Origin of the sequence: Streptomyces sp. NPDC048623, from assembly GCF_040650755.1 — a bacterium.
Taxonomy (GTDB): domain Bacteria; phylum Actinomycetota; class Actinomycetes; order Streptomycetales; family Streptomycetaceae; genus Streptomyces.
Map to the genome: position 1 here is coordinate 149,079 of NZ_JBEZHV010000005.1, position 26,997 is coordinate 176,075.

General features: G+C 69.9%; 27 protein-coding genes, 1 tRNA gene and 1 pseudogene. 18 read left to right on the forward strand and 11 right to left on the reverse strand.

Translation table 11 applies throughout. The annotated features are described in order from the left end of the window. Positions 1–39: 39 nt before the first annotated feature. From AB0C73_RS09580 to clpB, 3 genes are read right to left on the reverse strand one after another with little or no spacing between them, the layout of a single operon-like run. Positions 40–363 (reverse strand): type II toxin-antitoxin system PemK/MazF family toxin, encoded by a 324-nt coding sequence (locus AB0C73_RS09580; RefSeq protein WP_362526718.1) that lies wholly within the window; start codon positions 361–363, stop codon positions 40–42. Continuing rightward, positions 360–584, reverse strand: coding sequence for a hypothetical protein (locus tag AB0C73_RS09585; protein ID WP_362526719.1), 225 nt, complete (start codon positions 582–584; stop codon positions 360–362). The genes AB0C73_RS09580 and AB0C73_RS09585 overlap by 4 nt, the downstream gene beginning before the upstream one ends. Positions 585–616: 32 nt before the next feature. Then, positions 617–3,211: an ATP-dependent chaperone ClpB gene (gene clpB, locus AB0C73_RS09590; RefSeq protein ID WP_362526721.1), complete on the reverse strand. Its 2,595-nt coding sequence runs from the start codon at positions 3,209–3,211 to the stop codon at positions 617–619. Positions 3,212–3,341: 130 nt separating this feature from the next. Between clpB and AB0C73_RS09595 the strand changes: the two genes are divergently transcribed. Further along, positions 3,342–3,755 carry a pyridoxamine 5'-phosphate oxidase family protein gene (locus AB0C73_RS09595; RefSeq protein WP_362526723.1) on the forward strand — a complete coding sequence of 138 codons (414 nt, stop codon included), beginning with the start codon at positions 3,342–3,344 and terminating at the stop codon, positions 3,753–3,755. A gap of 150 nt (positions 3,756–3,905) precedes the next feature. Here AB0C73_RS09595 and AB0C73_RS09600 read toward each other — a convergent pair whose 3' ends face one another. After that, positions 3,906–4,241 carry a (2Fe-2S)-binding protein gene (locus tag AB0C73_RS09600; RefSeq protein ID WP_362526725.1) on the reverse strand — a complete coding sequence of 112 codons (336 nt, stop codon included), beginning with the start codon at positions 4,239–4,241 and terminating at the stop codon, positions 3,906–3,908. 321 nt (positions 4,242–4,562) lie between these two features. On the opposite strand from AB0C73_RS09600, the gene AB0C73_RS09605 reads away from it, so the two are divergent. After that, on the forward strand, positions 4,563–5,567 hold the full coding sequence (locus tag AB0C73_RS09605) for a helix-turn-helix transcriptional regulator (RefSeq protein ID WP_362526727.1): 1,005 nt from the start codon (positions 4,563–4,565) through the stop codon (positions 5,565–5,567). A gap of 65 nt (positions 5,568–5,632) precedes the next feature. Here AB0C73_RS09605 and AB0C73_RS09610 read toward each other — a convergent pair whose 3' ends face one another. The 4 genes from AB0C73_RS09610 to dnaK are packed head-to-tail and all read right to left on the reverse strand — an operon-like array spanning position 5,633 to position 9,790. After that, positions 5,633–6,082 carry a helix-turn-helix domain-containing protein gene (locus AB0C73_RS09610; RefSeq protein WP_362526730.1) on the reverse strand — a complete coding sequence of 150 codons (450 nt, stop codon included), beginning with the start codon at positions 6,080–6,082 and terminating at the stop codon, positions 5,633–5,635. A gap of 4 nt (positions 6,083–6,086) precedes the next feature. Next, entirely contained in the window at positions 6,087–7,271 is a 1,185-nt protein-coding gene (dnaJ, locus tag AB0C73_RS09615) for a molecular chaperone DnaJ (RefSeq protein WP_362526733.1), read from the reverse strand. 30 nt (positions 7,272–7,301) lie between these two features. After that, positions 7,302–7,943: a nucleotide exchange factor GrpE gene (gene grpE / locus AB0C73_RS09620; RefSeq protein WP_362526736.1), complete on the reverse strand. Its 642-nt coding sequence runs from the start codon at positions 7,941–7,943 to the stop codon at positions 7,302–7,304. After that, the gene (gene dnaK / locus AB0C73_RS09625; RefSeq protein ID WP_362526738.1) at positions 7,943–9,790 is read right to left on the reverse strand and encodes a molecular chaperone DnaK; all 1,848 of its coding nucleotides are present in this window, start codon (positions 9,788–9,790) and stop codon (positions 7,943–7,945) included. Before dnaK ends, grpE begins: the two co-directional genes overlap by 1 nt. 255 nt (positions 9,791–10,045) lie before the next feature. Here dnaK and AB0C73_RS09630 point away from each other — a divergent pair, with 255 nt between their 5' ends. The 3 genes from AB0C73_RS09630 to AB0C73_RS09640 all read left to right on the forward strand — a co-directional run bounded on the left by AB0C73_RS09630 (position 10,046) and on the right by AB0C73_RS09640 (position 14,046). After that, a complete protein-coding gene (locus AB0C73_RS09630; protein WP_362526740.1) occupies positions 10,046–10,558 on the forward strand; it encodes a sugar transferase in 513 nt (170 codons plus the stop codon). Between the two features lie 150 nt (positions 10,559–10,708). Beyond that, positions 10,709–12,961 (forward strand): (Fe-S)-binding protein, encoded by a 2,253-nt coding sequence (locus AB0C73_RS09635; protein ID WP_362526742.1) that lies wholly within the window; start codon positions 10,709–10,711, stop codon positions 12,959–12,961. A 209-nt stretch (positions 12,962–13,170) separates the two neighbouring features. Next, a complete protein-coding gene (locus AB0C73_RS09640; protein ID WP_362526745.1) occupies positions 13,171–14,046 on the forward strand; it encodes a Yip1 family protein in 876 nt (291 codons plus the stop codon). Positions 14,047–14,157: 111 nt separating this feature from the next. Here the strand turns inward: AB0C73_RS09640 and AB0C73_RS09645 are convergent, their stop codons facing one another. Continuing rightward, positions 14,158–14,655, reverse strand: a complete 498-nt coding sequence (locus AB0C73_RS09645; protein WP_362526747.1) for a phosphoribosyltransferase — start codon at positions 14,653–14,655, stop codon at positions 14,158–14,160. A 13-nt stretch (positions 14,656–14,668) separates the two neighbouring features. Then, positions 14,669–15,244, reverse strand: a complete 576-nt coding sequence (gene dcd / locus AB0C73_RS09650) for a dCTP deaminase (RefSeq protein ID WP_362526750.1) — start codon at positions 15,242–15,244, stop codon at positions 14,669–14,671. 390 nt (positions 15,245–15,634) lie between these two features. Here dcd and AB0C73_RS09655 point away from each other — a divergent pair. Then, positions 15,635–15,708 (forward strand) — tRNA-Gly (locus AB0C73_RS09655). Between the two features lie 119 nt (positions 15,709–15,827). Then, a complete protein-coding gene (locus AB0C73_RS09660; RefSeq protein WP_362526752.1) occupies positions 15,828–16,049 on the forward strand; it encodes a hypothetical protein in 222 nt (73 codons plus the stop codon). A gap of 552 nt (positions 16,050–16,601) precedes the next feature. On the opposite strand, the gene AB0C73_RS09665 is transcribed toward AB0C73_RS09660, so the two are convergent. Further along, positions 16,602–17,138, reverse strand: coding sequence for a DUF5994 family protein (locus AB0C73_RS09665; RefSeq protein WP_362526755.1), 537 nt, complete (start codon positions 17,136–17,138; stop codon positions 16,602–16,604). 188 nt (positions 17,139–17,326) lie between these two features. On the opposite strand from AB0C73_RS09665, the gene AB0C73_RS09670 reads away from it, so the two are divergent. From AB0C73_RS09670 to AB0C73_RS09720, 11 genes and pseudogenes are all read left to right on the forward strand, one after another. Further along, entirely contained in the window at positions 17,327–17,659 is a 333-nt protein-coding gene (locus tag AB0C73_RS09670) for a hypothetical protein (protein ID WP_362526758.1), read from the forward strand. A gap of 440 nt (positions 17,660–18,099) precedes the next feature. After that, complete coding sequence (locus AB0C73_RS09675) at positions 18,100–18,663, forward strand: DUF5994 family protein (protein ID WP_362526760.1); 564 nt, start codon at positions 18,100–18,102, stop codon at positions 18,661–18,663. A gap of 324 nt (positions 18,664–18,987) precedes the next feature. Further along, positions 18,988–19,191 carry a cold-shock protein gene (locus AB0C73_RS09680; RefSeq protein ID WP_362526763.1) on the forward strand — a complete coding sequence of 68 codons (204 nt, stop codon included), beginning with the start codon at positions 18,988–18,990 and terminating at the stop codon, positions 19,189–19,191. 529 nt (positions 19,192–19,720) lie between these two features. Further along, positions 19,721–20,011 carry a CBS domain-containing protein gene (locus tag AB0C73_RS09685; protein WP_362526765.1) on the forward strand — a complete coding sequence of 97 codons (291 nt, stop codon included), beginning with the start codon at positions 19,721–19,723 and terminating at the stop codon, positions 20,009–20,011. A 92-nt stretch (positions 20,012–20,103) separates the two neighbouring features. Next, a pseudogene (locus tag AB0C73_RS09690) lies at positions 20,104–20,316 on the forward strand (SCO5918 family protein); the annotation flags it as partial. A 434-nt stretch (positions 20,317–20,750) separates the two neighbouring features. Further along, positions 20,751–21,089, forward strand: a complete 339-nt coding sequence (locus AB0C73_RS09695) for a MerR family transcriptional regulator (protein WP_362526767.1) — start codon at positions 20,751–20,753, stop codon at positions 21,087–21,089. Positions 21,090–21,691: 602 nt separating this feature from the next. Further along, positions 21,692–22,858: an SMI1/KNR4 family protein gene (locus AB0C73_RS09700; RefSeq protein WP_362526769.1), complete on the forward strand. Its 1,167-nt coding sequence runs from the start codon at positions 21,692–21,694 to the stop codon at positions 22,856–22,858. Between the two features lie 462 nt (positions 22,859–23,320). After that, entirely contained in the window at positions 23,321–23,794 is a 474-nt protein-coding gene (locus AB0C73_RS09705) for an excalibur calcium-binding domain-containing protein (protein ID WP_362526772.1), read from the forward strand. Between the two features lie 673 nt (positions 23,795–24,467). Continuing rightward, the gene (locus tag AB0C73_RS09710; protein WP_362526775.1) at positions 24,468–25,595 is read left to right on the forward strand and encodes an ABC transporter permease; all 1,128 of its coding nucleotides are present in this window, start codon (positions 24,468–24,470) and stop codon (positions 25,593–25,595) included. Beyond that, the gene (locus tag AB0C73_RS09715; RefSeq protein ID WP_362526778.1) at positions 25,592–26,308 is read left to right on the forward strand and encodes an ABC transporter ATP-binding protein; all 717 of its coding nucleotides are present in this window, start codon (positions 25,592–25,594) and stop codon (positions 26,306–26,308) included. Before AB0C73_RS09710 ends, AB0C73_RS09715 begins: the two co-directional genes overlap by 4 nt. A gap of 63 nt (positions 26,309–26,371) precedes the next feature. Then, positions 26,372–26,977, forward strand: a complete 606-nt coding sequence (locus AB0C73_RS09720; RefSeq protein WP_362526780.1) for a TetR/AcrR family transcriptional regulator — start codon at positions 26,372–26,374, stop codon at positions 26,975–26,977. Positions 26,978–26,997: the final 20 nt, after the last annotated feature.

Here is a 26,997-nt window from a genome sequence, read left to right on the forward strand (position 1 = left end):
TCCCTCATGGCGGGCGGGTTGTGGCAACCCCGCGCCTGATCAGAACAGGCCGAGCTTGAGTATGAGGGCCCGGTCGAGGGCCATGAGCTCGTCGGCGTCGAGGGCGCCCTTGAAGGCCCCCAGCCGGGAGGACGGATCGACCGAGTAGATCTGATCGGTCAGGATGCGCGTCGTCTTGCCATCGAGCTCGATCTCCGGGCGATAGACGGTGGGGACGGCGCTGGTGGAGGTCAGAGCGACCGTCACCAGCGACGTCGCGAACTGGTCGGACTGAATCACCACCGCATAGCGGTGGCCCTGCTGTTCGTGCCCCCGAGCCCCAGGCATGGCCTTGATCTCGTAGATCGCCCCCCGGAAGATCACTCGGCGACGCCCATGAAGCGCTGGATGGCCAGCATCTCGGCCCGGTCGACAGGGTCGGCCTCGGCGCGGGCCGCGTCGGCCTTCGCCTGGGCGATCAGTCTCTCGCGGTAGGTGTGCAGGAGCGCGTAGCGCACCGCCTCGGTGCGCGAGCCGTACTCCTCCGCCAGTGCCCTTATGGCCGTCTCCATGGCCTCGTCCGTGCGCACGTTCAGAGTTCCCATGGAGACAGCGTATCGCAGAACGTATTACAGGGTCACTGCTCCGCCCGCCCCACGATCAGGCCCTCCTCGAAGCGGTCCACCCGGACCGTGTCGCCGTCGCGGACCTCGCCCGAGAGGATCTCCCTGGCGAGGCGGTCGCCGATCGCCGTCTGGATCAGGCGGCGGAGCGGGCGGGCGCCGTAGGCCGGGTCGTTGCCCTCCTCCGCCAGCCAGGCCAGGGCCTCGGGGGTGACCTGGAGGGTGAGGCGGCGGTCGGCGAGGCGGCGGGCCAGGCGGTCGATCTGGAGCTGGGCGATGCGGGCCAGCTCGGTCTGCTCCAGGGCGGAGAAGACCACGATCTCGTCGAGCCGGTTCAGGAACTCCGGCTTGAAGCTCGCCCGGACGACCTCGAGGACCCGCTCCCGCTTCTCCTCCGCGCCGGCCACCGGGTCCATCAGGAACTGGCTGCCCAGGTTGGAGGTGAGGATCAGGATCGTGTTGCGGAAGTCGACCGTGCGGCCCTGGCCGTCGGTGAGCCGGCCGTCGTCGAGGACCTGGAGCAGGATGTCGAAGACCTCGGGGTGGGCCTTCTCCACCTCGTCCAGGAGCACGACGCTGTACGGGCGGCGGCGCACGGCCTCGGTGAGCTGGCCGCCCTCCTCGTAACCGACGTAGCCGGGAGGCGCGCCGACGAGCCGGGCGACGGAGTGCTTCTCGCCGTACTCCGACATGTCGATGCGGACCATGGCCCGCTCGTCGTCGAAGAGGAAGTCGGCGAGCGCCTTCGCCAGCTCGGTCTTGCCGACGCCGGTGGGGCCGAGGAAGAGGAAGGAGCCGGTGGGCCGGTCGGGGTCGGCGATGCCGGCCCGGGTGCGGCGCACCGCGTCGGAGACGGCGCGCACGGCCTCGCTCTGGCCGATGAGCCGCTTGCCGAGCTCGTCCTCCATGCGCAGCAGCTTCTGCGTCTCGCCCTCCAGGAGGCGGCCGGCGGGGATGCCGGTCCAGGCGCCGACGACATCGGCGATGTCGTCCGGGCCGACCTGGTCCTTCACCATCGCGTCCTTCGCGGCCTCCTGCCGAGCCTCGGCCTCGCTCGCCGCCTCCAGCTCCCGCTCCAGGGCCGGGATCTCGCCGTAGAGCAGCTTGGAGGCGGTGTCGAAGTCGCCGTCGCGCTGGGCGCGCTCGGCGCGGCCGCGCAGCTCGTCGAGCCGCTCCTTGAGCTCGCCGACCCGGTTGAGGGACTGCTTCTCCTTCTCCCAGCGGGCGGTGAGGCCGCGCAGCTCCTCCTCGCGGTCGGCGAGGTCGCGGCGCAGCTTCTCCAGGCGCTGGCGGCTGGCCTCGTCGGTCTCCTTGGAGAGCGCCAGCTCCTCCATCCGCAGCCGGTCGACGGTGCGCTGGAGCTCGTCGATCTCGACGGGGGACGAGTCGATCTCCATGCGCAGCCGGGAGGCGGCCTCGTCGACCAGGTCGATGGCCTTGTCGGGCAGGAAGCGGGAGGTGATGTAGCGGTCGGAGAGGGTCGCGGCGGCGACCAGCGCCGAGTCGGCGATCTGGACCTTGTGGTGGGCCTCGTAACGCCCCTTGAGGCCGCGCAGGATGGCCACCGTGTCCTCGACGGACGGCTCGGCGACCAGGACCTGCTGGAAGCGGCGCTCCAGGGCGGGGTCCTTCTCGATCCGCTCGCGGTACTCGTCGAGGGTGGTCGCGCCGACCATGCGCAGCTCGCCGCGGGCCAGCATCGGCTTGAGCATGTTGCCGGCGTCCATCGCGGAGTCGCCGCCGGCGCCCGCGCCGACGACGGTGTGCAGCTCGTCGATGAAGGTGATGATCTGGCCGTCGCTCTCCTTGATCTCGGACAGGACGGTCTTCAGGCGCTCCTCGAACTCGCCGCGGTACTTGGCGCCGGCGACCATCGCGCCGAGGTCGAGGGAGACCAGGCGCTTGTCGCGCAGCGACTCGGGCACGTCGCCCTTCACGATCCGCTGGGCGAGGCCCTCGACGACGGCGGTCTTGCCGACGCCGGGCTCGCCGATGAGGACCGGGTTGTTCTTGGTGCGGCGGGAGAGGACCTGGACGACGCGCCGGATCTCGTGGTCGCGGCCGATGACCGGGTCGAGCCTGCCCTCGCGGGCGGCGGCGGTGAAGTCGGTGCCGAACTTCTCCAGGGCCTTGTACGAGCCCTCGGGGTCGGCGGTGGTCACCCGGCGGGAGCCGCGGGTCTTCGTGAAGGCGTCCTGGAGGCGGGCGGCGGTGGCGCCCTGCCCGTCGAGGAGCTCGCCGGCCCGGCCGCCCTTGGCGGCGATGCCGATCAGCAGGTGTTCGGTGGAGAGGAAGTCGTCGCCGAGCTTCTTGGCGCGGGCGTCCGCGTCGGCGAGGACGGCGAGCAGCTCACGGCTGGGCTGCGGGGGCGCGACCGTGGACCCGGTGACGCTGGGCAGTGCGGCGAGCAGGCGCTCGGCCCCTGCCCGTACGGCCGCCTGGTCGGCCTCGACGGCGGCCAGCAGATCGGTGATGTTCTCGTTGTCCTGACCCGCGAGCAGCGCAAGCAGAAGGTGCGCGGGGGTCAGATCGGCGTGCCCCTGGGACACGGCGCGGCTGCTCGCCGCGTTCAGCGCGTCCCGGCTCCTGTTGGTCAGTTCGGCGTCCACGTGCGGGGTCTCCTCCTCCTGAGGGCCTGGCTTCCTGGCTCTCCTCCTATGACTCGTCCAGCGTACACAAAGTTGAGTCCATTCCGCTCAATGTTTCGGAGGGAGCTGTGCCACAGGTAGTTTCCGGGGCATGGCCATCGATCCGAGCAAGCCCAGCGACTCGTACCTCAGCTTCTGGCGCGAGTACCACATGTGCACGCTGACCACGCCGCGCCCGGACGGCACCCCGCACGTGGTGGCGGTCGGTGTCACGTACGACCCCGAGGGCGGCGAGAAGGGCATCGCCCGGGTCATCACGAACAAGCACAGCCGGAAGGTCGCCAACGTCCTGGCGGCGGGCGCGGAGGGCGCGCGGGTCGCGGTCTGCCAGGTCGACAAGGGGCGCTGGGCCACCCTGGAGGGCGTGGCGCGGATCCGCACCGAGGCGGAGACGGTCGCGGACGCGGTCGAGCGCTACGCGGCGCGTTACGGCCGGACGCCGACGCCCAACCCGGACCGGGTGGTCATCGAGATCGCGCTCACGCGCGCGATGGGCCGGGCCTGAGGCCGCGAAGCCGCGAAGGCGCGAGGCCGCGAGGCCGCGAGGCCGCGAGGCCGCAGGAAAAAGCACAGCGGCGCCATCGCGTTTCAGGTCCGCGATGGCGCCGCTGTGTGGGGGAAGCGCCTGAACGATCTACAACGACGGGGGAATCGTTCAGGCACTGCGGGGGGTGGCGGTGAGGGTCTCGGTCTGGAGCAGCGGGGACTCGACCAGTTGGTGGTCGCGCTGATCCAGATTGACGAAGATCATGCCGTACCGGATGGCACAGCGAACGGGCTGCGGCGCACCGCGCGGGCGACGCAGACACCGGTACGCACGGACGTCCTCGTCCTGTTCGCGGGCGACGACGATCGGCTCTCCGAAGAGGGTCACCATCAGCGAGTCGCCACGGTGGGGGATGGCCGTGACGAGATCGACGAAGTGCCATCCGGAGCGATAGGCCGAGGCCATCTCCCGTCGGAAGGACCGGTCGTCCGGCGGCACGGTCATGCTCCCGTGCCGGCCGGGGTGAACTCCCAGGACGGCTCACCGGGAGAAGCGAGGACGACGTCCGCAGGTGCGCTCTCCCACGAGGGCTCATTCGGCTCCGCCATCACGGAATGCGACGGGGGGACCTCCCACGAGGGCTCGCCGGTCAGGGCGAGCGCGCCGAGAGCAGCCGCCGCAACGGCTATGGCGCCAAGTGCACGAACCATCCTGGTCATGGCCGATCTCCACCTCTTTTGATCACTACCTCCCCCCCGCGTCCAAAACGATGGCCCACGATCGACCCCTGCACCAGCCGCGCCGGGCATCATGTTCCTGTAATTCATGACCCTGAGGGGGGTGCAAATGGGGCGAGAGTCGAGCGAATCCAGACATAATCACAGTCGCGGTGAACTGTGCGACGTGGCCAAAGAGCTGTACGCCCACGCTCTGCGCACAGGACGCCTCGCCCGCGCCGAAGCCGACGCCGCACCGTGCCTCACCGAACTGGCCCTTCTGCGCCCCGACCCGGACGACGTCGAGTGGCTGTACCCGGTACCGCCGTCGGTCGCCCTCAACCAGCTCATACACCCCATCGAGCAGGAGATCCAGACCTGGCGGCACCAAGCCATCGCCCTGGCCGACGCGTTCGAGCCGTTCCTGGCGATGAGCACCCGGGAATCCTCCACCGGCAGCGCGATCACCGTGCTCGAAGGCCTCGGCGCGATCAACGCGACGCTCGACCGCGTCATCAGCGAGTGCACGGAAGAGCTGCTGACCATCCAGCCCGGCAGCGGACGGCGCCCCGACACCCTCGAAAAGGCCCTGCGCCGGATGGAACCGCTCTTCGACCGCGGTGTCCGCATGCGCACGCTCTACCAGCACACCGCCCGGCACCACCCCGCGACCCTGGCCTACGTCGAACGCGTCGCCCCCTACGGTCTTGAGCTCCGCACCCTTGAGGAGATCATCGACCGGCTGATCATCGTCGACCGGAAGGTCGCCTTCGTGCCGGCCCGCAGCGACCGCCAGGTCGCGCTCGAACTGCGCCACGAGGGCCTCGTGCAGTATCTCGTCGGCGTCTTCGACCAGTTCTGGCTGCACGGCGCCCCCTGGGACGAGGAAGTGCCCTACACGCCCTCCACGGACGGCATAGGCGGCGTCCAGCGCTCCATCGCCAAACTCCTCGTCGAGGGCCATGTCGACGAGGCCATCGCGCGCCGGCTCGGCATGAACGTGCGCACCTGCCGCGCCCACATCGCCAAGCTCGCCGCCACCCTCGGCAGCGGCAGCCGCGCCCAGCTCGGCTATCTGATCGCGCGCTCGGGCATCCTCGACGGGGACAACTGACCTTCACCACGACGAGGCCCCCTCCGCCGGAGCGGAGGGGGCCTCGTACGAAAGCAGCTGAGGAACTACTCGCCGCGCTTGTGTTCCGGACGCCACACCACGAGCGCGCTCGCCTGCTGCACGTCCGTGTACGGCACCAGATCGCGCCGGTACGAGGCGTGCACCTGGGCCTCGCGCTGGCGCATCGCCGCCGCCGCGCCCTCGACCGCGGTCGACAGCTCGGCCACGCGCGCCTGCAACGCCGCGACCTGGTTCTCCAGTTCGATGATGCGCTTGATGCCGGCCAGGTTGATGCCCTCGTCCTGCGACAGCTGCTGGACGGTGCGCAGCAGCTCGATGTCACGGGCCGAGTAGCGCCGGCCCCGGCCCGCCGTGCGGTCCGGGGAGACCAGACCGAGGCGGTCGTACTGGCGCAGCGTCTGCGGGTGCAGACCGGAGAGCTGGGCCGCCACCGAGATGACGTACACCGGGGTCTCTTCGGTCAGCTCATAGGGATTGCGGCGGCGTCCTTCCATCTCCTCAAGCTCCCTTCGCGGCCTGGAACAGCTCTGCCCTGGGGTCCTCGCCCGCGGTGGCCTCGCGGAACGTCTCCAGGGCCTCACGGGCCTTGTCGTCCAGCTCCTTGGGCACCGCGACCTCGACCGTGACGAGGAGGTCGCCGCGGGTGCCGTCCTTGCGGACCGCGCCCTTGCCCCGCGCGCGCATGGTGCGCCCGTTGGGGGTGCCCGCGGGCAGCTTCAGCGTCACCGCCGGGCCGCCCAGGGTCGGCACCTTGATCTCGCCGCCGAGCGCCGCCTCGTCGAACGCGACGGGCACCGTGACGGTGAGGTTGTCGTCCTTGCGGCCGAACACCGGGTGGGCGTCGACGTGCACGACGACGTACAGGTCGCCGTTCGGCCCGCCGCGCTCGCCCGGGGCGCCCTTGCCGCGCAGCCGGATCTTCTGGTTGTCGCTGACCCCCGCCGGGATGCGGACCTGCATGGTGCGGGAGGACTTGGCCCGCCCGCTGCCGTGGCAGACCTCGCAGGGGTTCTCGGCGATCAGTCCGCGGCCCTTGCAGTCCACGCACGGATCGGTCAGCGAGAAGCCGCCGCCGCTGCCGCGCGACACCTGACCGGTGCCGACGCAGGTCGGGCACACCCGGGGCGTGCCGTTCTTGTCGCCGGTGCCTGAACAGGCCTTGCACGGCTGCTGGCTGGACATCCGCAGCGGTACGGTCGCGCCCTCGATGGCCTCGGTGAAGCTGAGCGTCACCTCGGACTCGACGTCCTGGCCGCGGCGCGGCTGGGTACGGGTGCCCGCACCGCCCGCGCCGCGGTTGAACAGACCGCCGAAGACGTCCCCGAGACCGCCGCCGAAGCCGCCGGCCCCGCCGGGGCCGCCCTGGGCGCCGCCGAAGAGGTCGCCCAGGTCGAAGTTGAACGAGCCGCCCGCGCCGCCCGGCCCGCCGGCTCGGAAGCCGCCGTTGCCGAACAGCGCGCGGGCCTCGTCGTACTCCTTGCGCTTCTTCGGGTCGCCGAGGACGTCGTTCGCCTCGGAGATCGCCTTGAAGCGCTCCTCCGCCTTCGCGTCGCCCTTGTTGGCGTCCGGGTGGTTCTCGCGGGCGAGCTTCCGGTACGCCTTCTTGATCTCGGCGTCAGTGGCGTCCTTGGGGACGCCGAGAACCTTGTAGTAGTCCTTCTCGACGAAGTCCTTCGTGCTCATCGACGTCCCTCCTCCCGCTTCCGGGTGCGACTACTGATCGTTGTCCTTGTCGGAGTCGTCCGACTCCTCCGCCTTCGCCGCGGCACCCGGCTGGGCGCCCGGCTGCGGCTCGGCCACGGCCACCCGCGCGGGGCGGATGGTGCGCTCGCCGATCCGGTACCCCGGCTGCAGGATCGCCACGCAGGTCGTCTCGGTGACGTCCGGCGCGTACGAGTGCATCAGGGCCTCGTGGATCATCGGGTCGAAGGGCTCGCCCTCCTTGCCGAACTGCTGCAGACCCATCTTGGCGACGACGGTCTCCAGCGACTCGGCGACCGACTTGAACCCGCCCACGAGCTCGCCGTGGTCCCGGGCCCGGCCGATGTCGTCGAGCACGGGAAGGAGCTCGGACACGAGATTCGCGACGGCGATCTCCTTGACCGTGACCCGGTCCCGCTCCACACGGCGGCGGTAGTTCTGGTACTCGGCCTGGAGCCGCTGGAGGTCACCGGTGCGCTCGGAGAGCGCGGTCCGGATCTGGTCCAGCTGCGCCAGCAGTGCTACGTCCGTAGCGTCCCCGGCCGGGGCCGCCCCCTCCGCCTTCGCGGCGGAGTCGGCGGCCTCGGTCTCCTCGGGCGTGCCGTCGGCGGGGACGTCGGGCTTCTCCTCGAAGCCCGGGGTGTCCTCCGACATCAGGCAGCGCCGCCCTTCGGCTTGTCCTCGTCCACGATCTCGGCGTCGACGACGTCGTCGTCCTGGCCGTGGGCGTGCTGGGCACCCTCGGCGCCGGCGGCACCCTGGGCGGCCTGGGCGTCGGCGTACATCGCCTGGCCGAGCTTCTGCGAGACGGCCGCGACCTTCTCGGTGGCGGTGCGGATCTCGGCGGTGTCGTCGCCCTTGAGCTTCTCCTTCAGCTCGGCGACGGCGGCCTCGACCTCGGTCTTCACGTCACCCGGGACCTTGTCCGCGTTGTCCGCGAGGAACTTCTCCGTCTGGTAGACGAGCTGCTCGCCCTGGTTGCGGGTCTCGGCGGCCTCGCGGCGGCGGTGGTCCTCCTCCGCGTACTGCTCGGCCTCCTCGCGCATGCGGTTGACCTCGTCCTTCGGCAGCGAGGAGCCGCCGGTGACGGTCATCTTCTGCTCCTTGCCCGTGCCCAGGTCCTTCGCGGTCACGTGCATGATGCCGTTGGCGTCGATGTCGAAGGCGACCTCGATCTGCGGGACGCCGCGCGGGGCCGGCGGGAGGCCGGTCAGCTCGAACATGCCGAGCTTCTTGTTGTACGCGGCGATCTCGCGCTCGCCCTGGTAGACCTGGATCTGCACGGACGGCTGGTTGTCCTCGGCCGTCGTGAAGATCTCGGAGCGCTTGGTCGGGATCGTGGTGTTGCGCTCGATCAGCTTGGTCATGATGCCGCCCTTGGTCTCGATGCCGAGGGACAGCGGGGTGACGTCGAGCAGCAGGACGTCCTTGACCTCGCCCTTGAGGACACCGGCCTGGAGGGTGGCGCCGATGGCGACGACCTCGTCCGGGTTCACACCCTTGTTGGCCTCCTTGCCGCCGGTCAGCTCCTTGACGAGCTCGGCGACGGCCGGCATACGGGTGGAGCCACCGACGAGAACGACGTGGTCGATCTCGGAGAGGTTGATGCCCGCGTCCTTGATGACGTTGTGGAACGGGGTCTTGCAGCGGTCGAGCAGGTCGGCGGTCAGCTGCTGGAACTGGGCGCGGGTGAGCTTCTCGTCCAGGTGCAGCGGGCCCTCGGCGGACGCCGTGATGTAGGGCAGGTTGATCGTGGTCTCCGTGGAGGAGGACAGCTCGATCTTGGCCTTCTCGGCGGCCTCGCGCAGACGCTGGAGGGCCATCTTGTCCTTGGACAGGTCCACACCGTGCCCGTTGGCGAACTGCTTCACCAGGTAGTCGACGACGCGCTGGTCCCAGTCGTCACCACCGAGGTGGTTGTCACCGTTGGTGGCCTTCACCTCGACGACGCCGTCACCGATCTCCAGGAGGGACACGTCGAAGGTGCCGCCACCGAGGTCGAAGACGAGGATGGTCTGGTCGTCCTTGTCGAGGCCGTACGCCAGGGCGGCGGCGGTCGGCTCGTTGACGATGCGCAGGACGTTGAGGCCCGCGATCTCGCCGGCCTCCTTGGTCGCCTGACGCTCGGAGTCGTTGAAGTACGCCGGGACGGTGATGACCGCGTCGGTCACCTTCTCGCCCAGGTAGGCCTCGGCGTCGCGCTTCAGCTTCTGGAGGATGAAGGCCGACATCTGCTGCGGGTTGAAGCTCTTCCCGTCCAGCTCGATCTTCCAGTCGGTGCCCATGTGGCGCTTCACGGACCGGATGGTCCGGTCGACGTTGGTGACCGCCTGGCGCTTGGCGACCTCGCCGACGAGCACCTCGCCGTTCTTCGCGAAGGCGACGACGGACGGCGTGGTCCTGGCGCCCTCGGCGTTGGTGATGACGGTGGGCTCGCCGCCTTCCAGAACGCTGACGACGGAGTTAGTCGTGCCCAGGTCGATGCCGACCGCACGTGCCATTTCGATTCCTCCAGCTGACTGACTTGAGTGGAACTCACTCAAGGATGCACGAGGTCCGGAGAAGAGTCAACAGACCTGAGCGGAGGTGACTCAACTCTTCACCGCCCGGGCCGCTCAATGGGTGAAGCCATGGCGCGCCGATCCCCCACCCGGCGGTATGGAGATGAGAGGTTCCGAGAGAGAGTGTCCGGACATATCCCATGATTCTCATCCCCCCTCGTCCTGATTCTCGCCGGAACCGGAAGGTGTGGGCGCATGACGGTGAAGCGCGCGGTCGACCTCACGGGCGGGCTCGCCCTGCTGCTCCTGCTCGCCCCGCTGATCGCCGCCGTCGCCCTCCTGATCGCCGCCGGTACGGGCACGGGCATGACTGGGGTGCTGCGCCGCCGTCCGGTGGCGGGGCTCGGCGGGCGGACCTTCACGATGCTGACCTTCCGCACCAAGAGCCCGCTGGCCGCGCTGCCGCTGCTGCTGCATGTCGTACGGGGCGAGATGTCCCTGGTCGGACCGTGCCCGCTGGCGCCCGGCCACCGCGAGTCCCGGGGGGACGGACGGCGCCGGCTCTCCGTACGGCCGGGGATGACCGGCCTGTGGCAGATCAGCGGACGCTCGGAGCTGCCGTGGGAGGAGCGCGAGCTGCTCGACCTCCACTATGTGGATCACCACTGGCTGGGGATGGATCTGGCGATCCTGGCGCGTACGCTTCCAGCAGTCCGTAAACGTCGCGCGGCCGCGCGGACGCCGCTCGCACCGGCAAGGGTTGCCTGAGCGACACAGATCACCGTGAGCTCCGCTACAGTGCGGCGCCGCAAACGGCTATTCTCGGCACGGACTAAATAAGTTACTGCTTAGTAGGCACTGCTCAGTAGGCTCGCAGCAGGGGCCCGAAGCAGAGGCCCGCTCGTCGAGGAGCCCGTCATGCAACTCGCCGCGATCATCGTGTCGCTGGCCCTGACCGTGGTCGGCGTTGCCCTGCTCGCTCGCGCCATCGGTCAGTTCGTCCGCTACTTCAAGCTCGGCCAGCCCGTGCCCGCGGGCAGCCGGACCGACAACCCCTACCAGCGCAGTGTGACGCTGGTCCGGGAGTTCCTCGGCCACACGCGGATGAACCGCTGGGGCATCATCGGCTTCGCCCACTGGTTCGTCGCCGTGGGCTTCCTGACCCTGCCGCCGACCCTCGCGCAGGCCTTCGGCCAGCTCTTCCAGGCCGACTGGACGCTGCCGGTCATCGGCGGCTTCCTGCCGTTCGAGCTCTACATCGAGTTCATCGGCGTCATGACGACCCTCGGCATCGCCGCGCTGATCGTGATCCGCCTGATGAGCCTCCCGCGCCGGGCGGGCCGCAAGTCCCGCTTCGCCGGCTCCAAGGCCGGCCAGGCGTACTTCGTCGAGTACGTCATCCTCACCATCGGCCTCGCGATCTACGTGCTGCGCGGCCTCGAGGGCGCGATCCACCACGTGGAGCACTACGAGGCCGCGTACTTCGCCTCGTACCCCCTGGTCCTGGCCTTCAAGGGCCTGAGCGTCGCCACCCTCCAGAACCTGATCTACTTCACCGCCATGGTGAAGATCAGCACCTCGTTCATCTGGATGATCGTGGTGTCGCTCAACACCAACATGGGCGTCGCCTGGCACCGCTTCCTCGGCTTCCCGAACATCTGGTTCAAGCGCAACGCCACCGGCGCGACCGCCCTCGGCGCGCTCCAGCCGATGACGACCGGCGGCAAGCCGATCGACTTCGAGGACCCGGGCGAGGACGACGTCTACGGCGTCTCCCAGGTCGAGCAGTTCTCCTGGAAGGGCCTCCTCGACTTCTCCACCTGCACCGAGTGCGGCCGCTGCCAGTCGCAGTGCCCCGCCTGGAACACGGGCAAGCCGCTCTCCCCGAAGCTCCTGATCATGTCGCTGCGCGACCACGCGCACGCCAAGGCGCCGTACCTGCTCGCGGGCGGCGGCAAGGACATGGAGGGCAACGAGAAGGCCACCGCGGAGCAGCTCAAGGACGTCCCGGCGGCCGCCCTCGCCGAGGCCGAGCGCCCGCTCATCGGCACCGCCGAAGAGAACGGCGTCATCGACCCCGACGTCCTGTGGTCCTGCACCACCTGCGGCGCCTGCGTCGAGCAGTGCCCGGTCGACATCGAGCACATCGACCACATCGTCGACATGCGCCGCTACCAGGTCATGATCGAGTCCGCCTTCCCGTCGGAGGCCGGCACGATGCTGAAGAACCTGGAGAAGAAGGGCAACCCCTGGGGTCTCGCCAAGAAGCAGCGCGTCGAGTGGACCAAGGAGGTCGACTTCGAGGTCCCGATCGTCGGCAAGGACGTCGAGGACCTCAGCGAGGTCGACTACCTCTACTGGGTCGGCTGCGCCGGCGCCCTGGAGGACCGCGCCAAGAAGACCACCAAGGCCTTCGCCGAGCTGCTGCACATCGCGGGCGTCAAGTTCGCGATCATGGGCGGCGAGGAGAAGTGCACCGGTGACTCCCCGCGCCGTCTGGGCAACGAGCCGCTGTTCCAGCAGCTCGGCCAGGAGAACGTCGCGATGCTGAACATGGCGTTCGGCGAGGACGACGAGGACGAGTCGACGAAGAAGCCGAAGTCGGCGAAGAAGATCGTCTCGACCTGCCCGCACTGCTTCAACACCATCGCCAACGAGTACCCGCAGCTCGGCGGCGACTACGAGGTCATCCACCACACCCAGCTGCTCCAGCACCTCATCGACGAGGGCAAGCTGATCCCGGTGACCCCGGTCGAGGGCCTCATCACCTACCACGACCCGTGCTACCTGGGCCGCCACAACAAGGTCTACACGCCCCCGCGCGAGATCATGGACAAGGTCCCGGGCCTGCGCCAGCAGGAGATGCACCGCCACAAGGAGCGCGGCTTCTGCTGCGGCGCCGGCGGCGCGCGGATGTGGATGGAGGAGCGCATCGGCAAGCGCATCAACAACGAGCGCGTGGACGAGGCCCTGTCGCTGAACCCCGACATCGTCTCCACCGCCTGCCCGTTCTGCCTCGTCATGCTCACGGACTCCGTGAACGGCAAGAAGAACGAGGGCAAGGCGAAGGAGTCCGTCCAGGTCGTCGACGTGGCGCAGCTGCTGCTCGACTCGGTGAAGACCCCGGTCGACCCGGAGCCGGAGGCGGAGCCGGTCGCGGCGGACGCGTAGGTACGTCCGTACGCCGGTTGTGAGGGCCGCCCCGCGGAAGCGTGGGGCGGCCCTCCGGCCTTTTCGGCTCTTCCCGGGTCCGGGACCCCCTCCGGGACCCTTCCGGGACCCCTCCGGGACCTCTCCGGGACCCCCTAGGGGATGTCACAGCTCTGCCGCACAATCCCCGGAATGCACGAGTCCACAGCCGGAGCGGGTACGTTCTTGACGTGGCTGGATTCAGGAACGGACGCGGTCGGGGCGACAACCCCCCGCAGCAACAACCGCAGCAGCAGGCGCCGTACGGGTACAACGCGCCCCCGCCGGGCTACCCGCAGCAGCAGCAGTACCCGCAGCAACAGCAGTGGGGACAGCAGCAGGGCGGCGGCCGGGCCGCGCACGGGGAGCCGGAGTACTTCGGCGACCCCTACGCGCCGCACCAGCAGCACCCGCAGCAGCACTACGCGGCCAACAACCCGGGCCACACCCAGGTGTTCAGCGTCCACGACGACCCGTACGGCGCGGGCGCCCCGTACGAGCAGGCCCCCGCCCCCGTACCGACGGGCCCGCGGCTGCGCTGGAAGGCGCTCCTGAGCGGCATCGTGCTGCGCCCGGCCGACACCTTCCTGCGGATGCGGGACCACGCGGTGTGGGGCCCGGCACTGGTCGTCACCTTCCTGTACGGCCTGCTCGCGCTGTTCGGCTTCGACCAGGCCCGCGAGGACGCGATCAACGCGACCCTGTCGACGGCGATCCCGTACGTGCTCCTGACCGGCGTCGGCTTCGTGATCGGTGGCCTGGTCCTGGGCGCCGTCACCCACACCCTGGCCCGCCAGCTGGGCGGCGACGGCACCTGGCAGCCGACGGTCGGCCTGTCCATGCTGATCATGTCGATCACGGACGCGCCGCGCCTGATCTTCGCCCTGTTCCTCGGCGGCGAGAACGGCCTGGTCCAGATCCTCGGCTGGCTGACCTGGCTGGCCGCGGGAGCGCTCCTGACGGTCATGGTGAGCCGCTCGCACGACCTGCCGTGGCCGAAGGCGCTGGGGGCGTCCGCGATCCAGCTGGTGGCGCTGCTGAGCCTGATCAAGCTGGGCACGCTGTAGCGGAGCGCGTGCCGGCACAGAGAAAGGCCCCCACCGCGCCGAAGAACGCGGTGGGGGCCTCTTTCCTGTCGTATGTACGGCCCTGCTGAACGGCCCTGCTGAACGCCCCTGTCAGGCGTCGAGGATCTGCCCCTCGCGGCGGACGACGGGCGGCTCGACGGACCAGGGGAAGTTGATCCAGTCGTCGGTCTTCTTCCAGACGTACTCGCACTTCACGAGGGAGTGCGACTTCTCGTAGATGACCGCGGAGCGGACCTCGGCGACGTGGTCGACGCAGAAGTCGTGCACGAGCTTGAGGGTCTTGCCGGTGTCGGCGACGTCGTCGGCGATCAGGACCTTCTTGTCGGAGAAGTCGATCGCGTTGGGGACGGGCGCGAGCATGACGGGCATCTCGAGCGTGGTGCCGACGCCGGTGTAGAACTCCACGTTCACGAGGTGGATGTTCTTGCAGTCGAGGGCGTAGGCCAGACCGCCGGCGACGAAGACGCCGCCGCGGGCGATGGAGAGCACGATGTCGGGCTCGTAGCCGTCGTCGGCGATCGTCTGGGCGAGCTCGCGGACGGCGCGCCCGAAGCCCTCGTACGACAGGTTCTCGCGTACTTCAGTCATTCCGGCTACCGCCTCACACCTGGGTCCGATGGAAGTTCAAGTAGGAGCGCGAGGCCGTCGGCCCCCGCTGCCCCTGGTACCGGGAGCCGTACCGCTCGCTGCCGTACGGGTGCTCGGCGGGCGAGCTCAGCCGGAACATGCAGAGCTGGCCGATCTTCATGCCCGGCCAGAGCTTGATCGGCAGGGTCGCGAGGTTCGACAGCTCCAGGGTCACGTGCCCCGAGAAACCGGGGTCGATGAACCCGGCGGTCGAGTGCGTGACGAGCCCGAGCCGCCCGAGGGAGCTCTTCCCCTCCAGACGGGAGGCGATGTCGTCCGGCAGGGTGATGACCTCGTAGGTCGAGGCGAGCACGAACTCGCCCGGGTGCAGGATGAACGCCTCGTCACCCTCCGGCTCGACCTCGCGCGTGAGGTCGACCTGCTCGACGGCGGGGTCGATGTGGGGGTAGCGGTGGTTCTCGAACACCCGGAAGAAGCGGTCAAGCCGCACGTCGATGCTCGATGGCTGCACCATGGATTCGTCGTACGGGTCGATGCGCACCCGCCCGGCGTCGATCTCGGCCCGGATGTCCTTGTCTGAGAGAAGCACGCCCCCACGATACGCAGAGGGCGCGGGCCGCCCCAATCGGGACCGTCCGCGCCCGCCCAGGTCAGCGCCGCTCAAGCTCCACCGGCACGGCATGCCGCAACCGCGCACACCGTGGACACCGGATCAGCCGCCCGGGCCCGATCCGCCCGGCACCGAGGTGCGCGAGCGGGAACGAAGCGGTACTGAACACGTGCCCTTCGGCACAACGGACGACGGTGCGCTCCATCGAACCCATCAAGTCCCTTCCCCGACAAGTGGTGGACGAGACAGCCACATTAGGGGATCCCCACCCCCGCCCCGTGGAGGGCACTCCGCAGAAGGGCGCTTCGCCTCGGGGTGCGGGATGGGGTACAGTGTGCAACGATGCCGGATCGATCATCGACGGCGTTTGCGGATGTAGTTTAATGGTAGAACATGAGCTTCCCAAGCTTATAGCGCGGGTTCGATTCCCGTCATCCGCTCCACAGTAAAGCCCCAGGTCAGCGACCTGGGGCTGCTGTTTTTCGGCGAGACACTTCTCAGCCATCGCGCGCTGCGGACGGGAACGGCCGTAGCGGATATGCGTGGGCGCATACTGGCAGCAATGACAAAGCCAAGTGCACCGAAGCGCTTTTTGCCCACCAGCCCCTTCAAAGCCCCGGTCACGCTGCCTCCTCAGCAGTTCGCCGTAGGCGACCAGGTCACACACGACGTGCACGGCCTCGGCCGGGTCATCGGCATCGAGGACGGGATCGCGGCGGTCGTGGATTTCGGCTCGACGCAAGAGCGGATCTTGAGTCCGTACGCCAAGATGACCAAGCTGTAGGACCGCCGTGCCCGGTCACGGCACACCAGATCCGTCCATGGACCCGCAATGAAGAGGACCACTCTCATCGACTTGACCTCGCCGTTCTCCGCTCCGGAAGGGGCGTCCCCCCGCACCGCCGCAGCATCACCGCATCCCACCACAAATCCCTTCCAGGCACCCGACTTCGGAGAGATCGAACCCTTCCTGCTCGACGAGGATGCGTAGGCGTCCGCCTCTGGCACGAGTGCGGGTCGACGCGAGGCAGGCCAACTCCCACTCGTGACGATGGCTTCGGCATCGAGTCACGAGGCGTATCCGTTTCCGGGCGCCTCCTCGGTCGGACGGGAAGCTCCGCGGCAGGCCAGCTGGCCCGGTCCCGCCGTCCCACCGTCGCTCCGCTCCAGGTGAACGAACACCAGACGGTGGCGCGTGGGCAGACCGACCCGGATCGCGGCCATGGTCGGCCGTGCCCTTCAGGGCGGTGAGCAGCGGTCGACACGGGCGTCGGTGATTCCCAAGCTTATGGCGCGGGTTCGATTCCCGTCATCCGCTCTTCTGCGAAGCCCCAGGTCACCGACCTGGGGCTTCGTTGTTGTCCAGGGCGGTGCCGGCCGACGGGGCCGCGGGGTGGGGGAGTTCGGCGAGGAGGATCTCGGCGGCCTGGGTGACGTTGTCGGCGCGGACGGCGCGGGCCATGGCCGTGCGGGCGGCCTCGGGCGTGGTGGCGGGCGGGACGACCATGAGGGAGAAGTGGTCGTTGTCGCCGCGGGTGATCAGGACGGTGTCGTCGCCGACGGGGAAGGAGTCGAGGTGCACGACCCGGTCGTCGACGATCAGGCGAGTGGGGATGCCGTTCCAGGCGGAGGCGTCCAGGCCGACCCGGGTGATGGGCCCGAGGTGCTCGATCAGGGCGGTGATCAGCGGCGGGATCTCCCGCTCGACGTCGCGCGAGCGCGGCCACCACGCGCCGTCGAGGAGGCTCTGCCGGGACCCTGTCGTCTCCAGCCGGAGCAGCGCGGTGCCCGGTCCGACGGCCCGGTGGACCTCGTCCGGCAGAAGGCGCGGGGGCGTGGGGACGTGGTGGGGGGAGAAGCCTGCGTCGGTCATGATCGGTCCGCCCGTCCACGGGTGGTGCCGCTGCCGCCCGGACCGGTGCCACGGCGGACGTCGGGCCGGTGGGCGGGGCGGCGGCCCCGTTCTTTCACCGTACTCCGGGAGGACCCGCGGACGCGCCGCTCCCCGCCGGGGAACCGATCGGTGCCGGACCTTCGGACGTACGGTGGAGGTACGGGGCCATGCCCAGTCCGCTCCGGGCGCTCGCGGGCGGGCCTCCGGCAGGAAAGGACGGTGCCGACTTGGACCGCAACGAGCCAGTAGCCGAAGCCCTGCCGCCGCCGGGGTACGCCGAGGTCCGCATCGTCTCCGCCACCCCGGACGCCGCCCGGCTGGTGGCCGACATCCTGCGCCACTGCTTCGCCGGCGGCGAGCAGCGCAGCTACCCCACCCCTGGCGGGGGCACCCGCCTCCACCTCACCGTCGACACCGCCCACACCGCCGAACCGGCCCGGTCCTGGCTGGCCACCAGCAGGCCCCCGAGCGGCACCGGGCCTCACTCCGAAGAACCCTGACAAGGCAGCGGAGCCGACGGGCGCTCGTGGCGGCCGGGTGAGCTCCCGGACCGAGCGCACGAGCTGCCGGCCGAACGGGTCGGGCAGGTCGTCGCCGAAACGGCGGACCGGATCGGGGGCCGGGATGTGCAGGTCCTGCTCCAGGACTACGGGCAGCAGACACTGGTCCCGCTCCCCGGCGAAGGGCTGAAGGGCGGTCAGCCCCTGCCCATCGACGGTTCGACGGCCGGTAGGTGCAGGGTGACGGGGACGCGGCGCGTCCGGCGGCCACGCCCGCCGTCAGAACCGCCCGGCCCGGCCCGCCGCCCCCGCCCTGCTCCGGCGCGGAGTACGTTGGAGGTACCGGGAGCACCTCGAACACCCGCTCTCACGCGGACGTCGTTCCCGGCGATCGTTAGACCGGGGCGCCCCCAGGCGCCCCGGGGACAGGTCCCGGTCTCATGACCAGCACCACCGCTCCCACCCGCCAGGCACGCCTGGCACTCACACCGCGCACCTCCCTGGCCGGGCTGCTGGACGGCGCCTGGTGGCCGTACTCACACGATCTCGCCGCCGAGCTGCCGCCCCTGGTGGACGCCCTGCGGGACCGCTTCGGACGCGTCACGCGCATCACCGCGAACCCCGCACCCTGGCCCGTCGCCCCGTACCAGGTCCCCGTCGGCGAATACGCCGTGCACATCGGCTGGTTCACCAACCAGGCTCCCGACACGATGATCCTGCTCTCGTACAACCTCGGCCGCTGCGACCTGCTCGTGATTCCCCCGGAGACCGAACCCGCCTCCGCCGCACGGCTGATGGCCGTCGCCTCCACCCCGGGCAACCTCCACACCACGGACACCCTCATGTCCGACGAGGACGCCACCGGTCACCGCCTGCGGGAGGAGGCCCTGGCCGGTGAGAACGCCTGGGAGACGGAGGGCGGGGCCTCCCTGCCGCCCCCTTCCCGCCCCCGCCCCGTCGTCGGAGCACGCATGATCCCCCTGCCGCGGAGCATGTGGAGGTGACGGCTGCCGGTCTGTCGTCTCCCCGACCTCTCCACGCCGTGAACGAGTATCTGTGCCGGCGGGATGAGAAATGCGAGGGGTCACGCAGTCAGTCTTTTTGGCGTCCAGAAATAGTGGCGCCATCGAACCGTAAACGACCGAGTCCGCGTGCTAGTCTCGATTTCAGTTGCAGTTGTGGTTCCCGAAACTTCAAGTGCCCCCAGTCAAGCCCACCGGCCACTGGTAGTGCTTTTTCGTCTCCGGTCTCTCCGGCGGGGTAATCATCACGGCGACACAGCATCCGCGCAGTGCGGATGCCGATGAGCCCCCAGAAAGAGATATGACATGAGCAGTGGCACCGTGAAGTGGTTCAACGCAGAAAAGGGCTTCGGCTTCATCGCGCAGGACGGTGGCGGCCCCGACGTGTTCGCCCACTACTCGAACATCGCCGCCCAGGGCTTCCGCGAGCTGCAGGAAGGCCAGAAGGTCACCTTCGACATCGCGCAGGGCCAGAAGGGCCCGACGGCCGAGAACATCGTTCCCGCCTGACGCTGACGCGCACGACGTGGCTGGGGCCCGCATCCCTCGGGGTGCGGGCCCCAGCCGCATTCTTCTCTCCGCCGACTCGGATTTCATATCCATTCGAAGCCGTCCAGGAATTCTCCACACCGTTCGATTGCCGGTGAATTCATGGACGTTCACCGCGTCGATGGGGTCCCGCATGAACAGCACGGGCACGGCGTGCCGTCTCCCGGACATCCGTGACGGCAATGGCGGACCGGCGCCGGGCGGATTCACGCCGGCTCCGTCGATCACCCGCACGCTCCCCACTGTGACGGCTTTCGCAGATCTCGACATGCCGAGACGATCGCTCGCCGCGCCTGCCGCCGAAAGGCGGGGGCGCGGTGCGGGCTCGGCGCGGGACCCCGCCGCACGTGCCCCGAAGGCCGGCGTTCTGCCGAAGCATCGGGAGCGGCTCGGTGGGTCCGGCCCCGTCATGCACTCCGGGTCCCAGCCCCGGCGGCCAGAACCCTCGTACCCGGGGCCGACACTCCTCTCTCCCACCCAGGAGCCGCATGTGACATCGACTCAGGCACAGCTCGACCCCGCGCACACCGCCGCCGGCAGCCCGCCCGCGCCCCCGACCGTCGAGGCAGAGCCACATGTCTGGGCCGACATGACCGTCGAGGTGGCGCTGGCGGTCATGAGCGGCGCACGCACCGGACGCCTCATCGTCCGGGACGACGACGGCCGGCCCACCGGCCTCGTCACCCGGGCCCAGCTCAACGGCTTCCGCGCCACCTCCGCCTACACCGACCGGGTACAGCTGCGTGACCTGCACCCCGCGGGCTCTCCGTCCCGTCCTTGACCACGCCGGGCCGAGGCCGAGCACACCCACACGCCCGCCGCCGTACCGGCCCGATCCCGTCCCCCTTCTTCCTCGAGTTTCTGCGAGGTCCTATGCGCTGCGTCATCGCCCGCTTCCCGTTCGAGCTGACGAAGAACGGTGCCCTGGAGACCATGAAGGACGTCCGGCCCGAACCCGTCACCGGCGAGTTCGTGATCATCGGGCGCCGTGAGTACCCCGCCATGCAGGTCGGCGCCGTCATCACCCGCCAGGATCGCCGCGACTTCAGCGCCCGCGAGGTCGTCCGTGCCATGACCCGGCTCGGCACGTCCACGGCGGTCTGACCCTGCGGCGGGCGCCCATCCCGTACGAGAAGCGGGAACGGGCTGCGTTCACGCCGGCCTCCGGCTGTGGTTCGGCCGGTCCTCGCGAGCGGGAGACGCTCGCCCCGGCGGAGGCGCGCGGCGGAGGACCGGCGGACTCCGCCGTGATGCGGGCACGCCCGGGATCACGGCACGGCTCCGTGGTACCAGCGGTGCGGATGGGAGCATTACCCTCGGTGAAGGCGTCGGGCCCCCGACGCACACCGGAAGGTTGGGCGGAGAGCATCCGTGCCCGAGCGGACACGGCACCGCGAGGAGTGTGCCGGCGTGTGGCTCCGCGTGCGGACCACCACCGGATCACGGTCCTCCTCGGTCGCTCTGGTGTCCGAAGGCGCCAGAGCGCAGGTCTCCTCGGCCCCTCCCCCAGAGAGGTGAGAATGACAGCAGACGATGCCCTCGGCCGTCTCGACGATGACGACTACCCCGCCTACACCATGGGCCGGGCCGCCGACATGATCGGCACGACCCCCGGGTTCCTCCGCGCACTCGGGGAAGCCCGCCTGATCACGCCGCTGCGTTCCGAGGGCGGTCACCGGCGCTACTCCCGCTACCAGCTGCGGATCGCCGCCCGCGCCCGGGAACTCGTCGACCAGGGCACGCCCATCGAGGCCGCCTGCCGCATCATCATCCTCGAGGACCAGCTCGAAGAAGCCCAGCGCATCAACGCCGAATACCGCCGCGCGGCGGCCGAGGAAGAGCCTCCGACCGAGGGCTGAGCGGCGTCGGCGCCCGCAGCGACTCACCTTGGGCCGACGTGTCCGCCGTAGCCGCCCGATTCCTCGGCGATGGAGGCCCCGCCCAGCCGAGGTGATCCATCCGTGCCCCGCCCGTGTCCCATCCATGCCCTTCGGAGCGGTGAACAGCGGTCATCACAGGTGCGAGCGGAACCTCTCGAGAGGCCCAGCGGAGAGACTTGTCCGCAGGTCAGAGGCCGTATCGGCGGTCAGAGCGGCGGTGATTCCCAAGCTTATAGCGCGGGTCCGATTCCCGTCATCCGCTCTCAAGAGAAGGCCGAGGTCAGCGACCTAGGCCTTTATCGTTGTCTAGACCTCTCGGGGCTCGCGCACCATCCTCGTGGCGGTCAGGCTGCCGCGTGCCGACTGTCGTTGGCTCCGCGTACGGTCTGCGCATGGTTGATCAGAGCCCCCCCTTGTCATCGATATGCGGATTCGCGGCCTGGGCGCCTGTCCTCCGGCTCATGCTGGGCGACGACGCGGAGCGGCGTGCCGCCCGGTCGGCCCGTGTGGCAGGACGCATCAGCCGGCACGTCTGGAGCCTTGCCCATCGGGGATCCATGTCGTCGACAGCGCGGGGTGCCGTGGAGAGCATCCAGAGGGCGCTCGCGCGCGGCGGAGTCGAAGAGGTCGCCTTCAGGGCGGAGGTCCAGCCGGATGGAAGGACCACGCTCGGCCTGGTCTGGCCGAGCCCGGTCGTGGAACCCGCTCTCGGCTATCCGGACCTTGGAGTGCTCATCCTGGCCGATGGCTGCCTTCCCGAGCCCTGGCTCCGCCGTCCCGACCTGGTGCCAGGGGCGGTGCCGGCGCCCTCGGCGGCTCCGGAGTTGCTGGAACGCACGCTTCGCGAACGGCTGCCGGATGCCGTCGGTGCGACGGAGGCGGACATCGCTGCCGCCGAAGCACGCCTCGGTGTCACGCTGTCCGAGGAGCTCAAGGTGCTCTACCGGGTGACACGGGTGGACTGGCGCGACGACTTCGAGGAGGCGGGCCGCGCCTGTCATGCCGTCGGCTGCGAGCTCTCCGGCCTGGACGACCTGTACGCCGTCGACGGGGCGCGCCGTCACCTCAGCTGGGATCTGGGCGCGACGGAAGCGGTCAGCACCGCACCCGATGCCGCGGTGCAGGGCCTGGCCGGCTCACCTGGCTGGATCGGCTTCGGAAGCAACGGCGGCGACGAGTTCGCGATCGACCTGACTCCCGGCCCGGGCGGACACTTCGGGCAGGTCATCCTGGTGGATCACGAGCAGAGCCTCGGCGCCGAACTCGTGGCTGACTCCCTCACCGACTTCGTTCTGGGCCGGATGCGGGAGGAACGCCATGACCTCCGACGGGATGAGCTTCCGGCTGTGGCCAAGGTCGGCACCGGATGCCTGGAGACCATCGAGGCCCCCGCCCATCCCGCCCTGGAAGTCCTGTCCATCGGCACCTGGGACGGCGCACCGTTCAGCCTCGCTCCTGTCGCCGGTCTGCCTCGCCTGCGCACCCTCACCGCCTTCCCCGGCACTCTGGCCGACCCTCCGGACGTCACCGGGCTCCCCGCACTGGAGTTCCTGGAACTCGGCGCGCGGGAATGGCGCGCCCTCCTCGACGCCGGAGCCGTCCCGCGCACCCTGAAAGCCGCAGCCATCAAGGTGCGTGACCAGGACCACCTCCCCGCCGTGGCCCTCGCCAACGAGATCCTGGCCCTCTGGGGCAGGCCCCAGATCGTACAAACGCTCATCGAGGGCGACCTTGGCCCGACAGCCTGACGCACCGAACCCGAGGCAATCCGCAGGACCACTGCGCCCTGCCGCTCGTAGACGATGCGCCAGCCATGCTCCTCGGCCAGACCTGGTGCTTCGGCATGGCCCAGACCGGCTCCGCTTGCCTTGCTCGTTCGACCACGAAGGTCCCGCTCAATCGCGGAGCTGGACCGAGCACTCGCCTCGAAGGCCGTTTCCGGCCAATGATGGAAGGGCATCCTGCTCGCGCCGCAGACGGCGGCGCAGCCGAAGGGAAAAAGCCTCACACGTGAGGTGACACCCATGAACCGCTTCGTACACGCGGGAGCCCTGCCGCTACTGGTGGCCGCGATGATAGGTGTGAGCAGCTGCGGGAGCGACGGTTCGACGCCCCCGCAGAACCCGCCCACGGTGACCAGGACCGTCACCGAGCCACCAGCACCTGCCGAGCCGACGCCTTCCACGCCCGAGCCGACACAACCGGCACCCGTGTCCCCCCGGCCGACGCCTCCGCCGAAGGCAGCCGACGCATCGTCCGTCGTCCTCCAGTACTTCGCCGCCATCAACGCTCAGGACTACCGACGGGCTTGGAACCTCGGGGGCAAGAACCTCTCCGGCTCCTACACGGCCTTCGCCGACGGGTTCGCCACCACCGCCCACGACGTCGTCCACATCCTGCGCGCGGAGGGCGGCACCGTCTCCGTCAGGCTGGAGGCCACACAGACCGACGGCTCGCTGCGGGTCTTCGAAGGCACCTACACCGTTCACGGTGGCACCATCGTCGGGGCGGACATACGCGAGGTGACACCCCCGGAGCAACACCCCGACGATGTCGGTCCTCCCTACGAAGACTGCGACGAGGTACGAGCCGCAGGCGCCGCGCCCCTCCTCGCGGGTCAGCCCGGCTACGCGGAGCATCTCGACCGGGACCGCAACGGAGTGGCCTGCGAACCGCCGCCCTGAGCCCGGGATCTCGCCGCCCGCAACCCCCCACTCGGCCGCCGCCACGCCCGCGACGCCTTCGACCTCTCCGAACTCCAGGCCTTCGAGCTGCGCCAATGGGCTCAGGAGCGGGCCGATGACATCGCCGAACTACTCCAGGAAGCGGAAAGCCCAGCGGACGATTGATCGCCGGGTACCGTGCGCGGTCAGGGAGCGCCGCGCCTCCGAGGCAACCGGCCGTGCCCCAGCCGTGCCCTTGGGGGCGGTGAACAGCGGTCAACACGGGTGCCCCAAGCCCGCGAGAAACACTAGGCTGAGGACTGTTTCCGCAGGTCAGATGCTAGATGATCGAGCTGGGCGTCGGTGATTCCCAAGCTTATAGCGCGGGTTCGATTCCCGTCATCCGCTCTCAAGAGAAGGCCCAGGTCAGCGACCTGGGCCTTCTTCGTTGTCCAAGTCCCCTACAGCCGGCCACGGCTGCCACATGCCCCGCCGAATCCCCTACAGGTCCAGGTCGCGCAGCCAGGGGCGAAGGGTTTGCCGGGAGCGCCTGGCGGCACACACGGCGCAACGTACCGACAGGCGTGTCGACAACAGTGGATAGGATGCCGACGCGGACGTCGTCAAGTTTCGGCAAAGTGGCGACGCGTCGAGTCGTCATGCCCTCATATCCCTTCGTCGCTCGGAGAGTTCCGTGTTCCTCGCCCTACGCGATCTGCGCTTCGCCCGCGGTCGCTTCGCCCTGATGGGTGCGGTGGTCGCGCTCATCGCCGTGCTCGGTGTCCTTCTGTCCGGGCTTGCCTCCGGTCTGGCGGATGCCGGTATATCCGGTTTGCGCGCGCTGCCCGTGACCCATATGGCCTTCGACGAGAAGGCGACCAGCGAGCAGTTCTCCCGTTCGACCGTGGAAGGGGAGGACTGGCAGGCGTGGGCCGAGGCCCCGGGGGTGGAACGGGCGGAGCTGTTCGGGAACACCCTGGCCAATGCCCAGGTGACCGAGGGCGCCAACAAAGGCGAGCAGGTCAACCTCGCCGTCTTCGGTATGACGCCGGACTCCTCCCTGGCGCCCCGCCCCAGCGAGGGTGAGGGCCTGAAGAAGGGCAGTGCGGACATCGTGATCACCCGGGAGATCGCCGATCTCGGGGTGGAGATCGGCGATGTTCTGACCGCGGACCGGAGCGGGGTGCGGCTGAAGGTCGTGGGCCTGGTCGACGAGACCGTCTCCTACGGTCACATCGGGGTGGTCTACACGGACCTCGACACGTGGCGGCATCTGCATTACGGCCTGCCCGGCGACCTGCCCGAGGCCGCGAGCCGCCAGGCCACCGCAGTGGCCCTGACCCTGAAGCCGGGCGCCGACGTCGCCGTGGCCGAAAAGGCAACCGGGACCCTCGCCGAGACCAAGGAGGCCACGTTCGACGCGTCCCCCGGCTACGAAGCCGAGTCGAGCACCATGGCCCTGATCAAGGGATTCCTGTACGTCATCTCCGCCCTGGTCATCGGCGCGTTCTTCACCGTGTGGACCGTCCAGCGCAAGGCCGAGATCGCCCTGCTGAAGGCGCTCGGCGCCCCCACCGGATACATCCTGCGTGACGCGCTCGCCCAGGTCGTCGCCGTGCTCGTCGGCGCCACGGCCGCCGGCACCGCCGTGGGCCTGGCTCTGGGCAGCGCGATGATCGGCAAAGCCCCCTTCTCCCTGTCCGCCCCGGCCATCGCCACATCCTCCGGCCTCCTCATCGTCTTCGGGACCGTAGGCGCCGTCGTCGCCGTCCGCCGCATCACCGCCGTCGACCCCCTGACCGCCCTGGGAGCCACCCGATGAGCACACCCGCCACCGACCGCCGGACCGCCGCAGACACCGCAGGCCCCGGCGGACTGCGCCTGGACGACGTCACCCTCACCCTCGGTGACGGCGATACCGCCGTCACCGCCCTCGACCACGTCGGCCTGACCGTCGCCCCCGGTGAGTTCGTCGCCGTCGTCGGCCCCTCCGGGTCCGGCAAGTCCAGCCTCCTCGCCGTCGCCGGCGGCCTCCAGCGGCCCACCTCGGGCACCGTGCACATCGCCGGCACCGAACTGACCGCCCTGTCGGACAAAGAACGCACCGCCGCCCGCCGCCGCCACATCGGCTTCGTCTTCCAGCAGTCGAACCTGCTGGCCTCCCTCACCGTCAGGGAACAGCTCCTGCTGCCCCTGCACATCGCCGGCCGTTTCGACACCGCTGCCCGGGCCCGCGCCGACGAACTCATCGAGGCGGTCGGACTGACCCACCGCGCCGGCTCCCGCCCCCACCAGCTCTCCGGAGGCGAGCGCCAGCGCGCGGGCCTGGCCCGCGCCCTGATGACCTCCCCCGCCGTCCTGCTGGTGGACGAACCCACCTCGGCGCTGGACCGGGTGCGCTCGGCCGAGGCGGTGCGGCTGATCGCCGAGCAGACCCACGAGCGCGGCACAGCCACGGTCATGGTCACCCACGACACGGCGATAATGGACGCAGCCGACCAGGTGTACGAGATGGTCGACGGCCGCCTGTCCTGACCGACGGCCACAGACCGGAACCTCACTCCCGGCCCCGTCCGCCCCTCCAGGAGCCCGCCCCGCATGCCGAAGATCAACGCCTCCACCGTCGCCGAGCACCGCGCCCAGCAACGCGAGGCGCTGATCGGGGCGGCGATCGACATCCTGGTCAGCGAAGGCGCCGCCGCCGTCACACCGGCGGCGGTCGGCGCCCGCGCCGGCCTGGCTCGCTCCAGCGTCTACCAGTACTTCGACTCCTCGGCAGTCCTCCTGGCCACCATCACGGAAGAAGCCTTCCGACGCTCCAACGAGGCACTCACCTGCGCCCTGGCCACCGCGAACGGCCCTCTGGAACGCGTCGAAGTCTTCTTCAGGGAAAGCCTCCGCCTCGGCGCCGAGGGCGCACACCGGCCCGCCGCCGCCCTCATGAGCGCCGGCCTTCATCCCGCCTGTCAGCAACGGCTGATGGAACTCCACTTGGAACAAGTCGAACCATTCCGCGCTGCCGTCCGGGAACTCGGTGTGCCCGAGCCCGCGCTCACGGCCGACCTGGTCGCCGGAATGCTGCACACCGCCCTGGCCGCCGTCGAGAACGGCACCCCCCTCGCGACGGTCACACGGCGCACCCTCGCACTCGTCCGCCGCTGCCTGGCCGGCGGCACGGTCAGCGCACCGGAGGAAGGGGCCTGAAGGTCTCGCGCCGCCGAAGC